The organism is Bradyrhizobium sp. PRIMUS42, from assembly GCF_023006515.1.
Taxonomy (GTDB): domain Bacteria; phylum Pseudomonadota; class Alphaproteobacteria; order Rhizobiales; family Xanthobacteraceae; genus Bradyrhizobium.
This window is the reverse complement of sequence record NZ_JALBGZ010000930.1, coordinates 1-2,088: the sequence shown is the minus strand read 5'-3', so window position 1 is coordinate 2,088 and position 2,088 is coordinate 1. Positions and strand designations below refer to the sequence as shown.

The following is a 2,088-nucleotide window of genomic DNA, read 5'->3' as shown; positions in this document are numbered from 1 at the left end:
ATCTGGCCGACCTCGTCGAGGCCGATGTCGCTGTTGCCATCTGCCGCCGTCTGGGCGAGCTCGCCCAGCACCATCAATTCGGGCAGCGGCGGCGTGGCGCCGACCCGCCAGATCTCGCGCCGCCCACCGAGTGCATCGACCATGTCCTCGCTGAGGAAGAACCCCAGGCAGACATCGCCGCTGACATGCTCATGCGTGCAGGTGTATTCCTCGCCGGGCGCGCCGACCAGCATCGAGCCCGCCACCAGCTCGAAGAATCCGGCGCGGCAACGGCAGCCAAAGCTGCCCGAGCGGACATAGGCGATGGAATGCCCGGTGCGGCATTCGGCAAACGGCGTATCGTCTGGTCCCGCATCGCAGCGAAACTCGAAGGCCGTGATCGATTGTGACGTCAGCAGCGCGGTCGCGTCCATCCCGCCTATCTAGGCATGATCCGGACAAGTGTGTAGCGGTTGTCCGACAAGATCATGCCCAAAAAACAAAGCCCAAAAAACAAAGCTAAGGTGCGATCAGATCGCGCCTTAGCCAGGCGCGCGCGGCGGAGCAACGGGCAGCAGCACCTCGAACAGCGTCTTGCTGGCGACGGGATGGGCGCCCTCCAGCGCCAGCAGCCGCCGCTTGGAGATCACCCCGCCGTAAGGCGACAGCCGGTCGGTGTAATTGCCGGCCTCCAGCACCCGGTGGCAGGGCACGACCAGCATGTAGGGATTTTTTGCGATCGCCTGCGCCACCGAATGCGCCGCGCCCGAGGCGCCCAGCGCCCTGGCGACCTCATGATAGGTACGCGTTTCCCCGCGCGGAATCGAGCAGGTGAACTCATAGACGCGCCGATTGAAGCCGGGCACGCCGCCGGCATCCAGGCTGACGTCGGAAAAATCGGGATCGCGGCCTTGCAGCAGGCCCACGATGCCCTCGATCGCAAGCTCGGCATTTTCGGACGGCCGCTGCTCGCGCGCCTCGGGATGGATTTGAAAAATCCGGCGGCGGGTGTCGATCTCCCGCGCCTCCGGCAATTGCACGGCGACCACGCCGGTGCTGCTCCAGATGATGCCGCAGCGCCCGATTGCCGTGTCGAATATCGAATAGCCACGCCCCACCATGCACACGCCCCACTCAGTGCACGTCTCTCCCCAGACACGAGATCATAACACCGCCACAATCCGGCGCACTCAAAATCTTACTGAAAAGTTAAGGAGCGTCGGGCCGAATGCGCCAAACCGCTTGGCGGGAAGCGCCGTCTCGGCTAATCAGAACGGGCGTGACCAGCGCATCCGCGGGCGTAGTTCAATGGTAGAACGGCAGCTTCCCAAGCTGCATACGAGGGTTCGATTCCCTTCGCCCGCTCCAGGTTTTCGGCCCGGCCGGTCTGCGGAATGTCGTAGGCTGAGGTTATGGTCAGGACGCTCGAACAAGCCATCGCGCAAATCTCCCAGCTGCCGGCCGCCGATCAGGAAGAGATCGGCCGGAAATTGCTTTCGCATGTCGAAAAGCTCAACGCTCTTCGATCTGAAATTGATCGGGGCATCCGTTCGCTCGATGCCGGCAAGGGTGAGGCCCTGAATATGGAAGAGTTCCTGCGCGAAAAGATTTCGCGACGTGGTGGAGCATAGGCGTCCAGTCATTTGGTCGCCGGAAGCGCTTCGCTCCGGCCTCGGTCATCGAGGCCATTTTTTCCGACGATAGGGACGATAGGAATGGGTAGCAGAGCGGAGGGCGCCGAAGGCCTCGCTTGTCCACTGAGCCCACGGCGAGCGTCTGCTCCGCAAAGATTCTAATATGTTAGCCTGTCACTCCCGGCATGCCCGCCTCGTCCGCCCTAAGCTTATGTCGCTCGGTGGATGCGGACCCTGCGCCGGGCGATATCTGGAAGAGGGCCATGGACCAGCAGAAACTCGACCGTGCGATCGGTCGTCGCTTGAAGACGTTGAGGACGCAGGCGGGCATGACGTTGAACGAACTTGCAGGCCGCTCCGGCGTCAGCCGGGCCATGATCGGGCGGGTGGAGCGGGCGCAGAGCAGTGCGACGGCGGCTCTGCTCAACAAGCTCTGTGCGGCGCTCGACGTCACGCTCAGCGACGTCGTCGCGCT

Annotated in this window: 3 protein-coding genes, 1 tRNA gene and 1 pseudogene; 3 read left to right on the top strand and 2 right to left on the bottom strand. The window is 63.4% G+C overall.

The window, feature by feature from the left end; all coding sequences use genetic code 11:
* Together MOV75_RS35825 and MOV75_RS35820 are read right to left on the bottom strand one after the other, a co-directional pair.
* Positions 1-413: pseudogene (locus MOV75_RS35825) on the bottom strand (AraC family transcriptional regulator); the annotation flags it as partial.
* Positions 414-521: 108 nt separating this feature from the next.
* On the bottom strand, positions 522-1,100 hold the full coding sequence (locus MOV75_RS35820) for a methylated-DNA--[protein]-cysteine S-methyltransferase (protein ID WP_246925503.1): 579 nt from the start codon (positions 1,098-1,100) through the stop codon (positions 522-524).
* Between the two features lie 173 nt (positions 1,101-1,273).
* On the opposite strand from MOV75_RS35820, the gene MOV75_RS35815 reads away from it, so the two are divergent.
* The 3 genes from MOV75_RS35815 to MOV75_RS35805 all read left to right on the top strand — a co-directional run.
* Positions 1,274-1,347, top strand: a tRNA-Gly gene (locus MOV75_RS35815).
* A 44-nt stretch (positions 1,348-1,391) separates the two neighbouring features.
* On the top strand, positions 1,392-1,610 hold the full coding sequence (locus MOV75_RS35810) for a hypothetical protein (RefSeq protein WP_246925501.1): 219 nt from the start codon (positions 1,392-1,394) through the stop codon (positions 1,608-1,610).
* A gap of 266 nt (positions 1,611-1,876) precedes the next feature.
* On the top strand, positions 1,877-2,088 hold a 212-nt coding region (locus tag MOV75_RS35805), incomplete at its 3' end, for a helix-turn-helix domain-containing protein (protein WP_247007706.1).

Coding starts and splice junctions, on each gene's coding strand:
- MOV75_RS35810 (WP_246925501.1), top strand. CDS start 1,392: ATGGTCAGGACGCTCGAACAAGCCATCGCGCAAATCTCCCAGCTGCCG.
- MOV75_RS35820 (WP_246925503.1), bottom strand. CDS start 1,100: ATGGTGGGGCGTGGCTATTCGATATTCGACACGGCAATCGGGCGCTGC.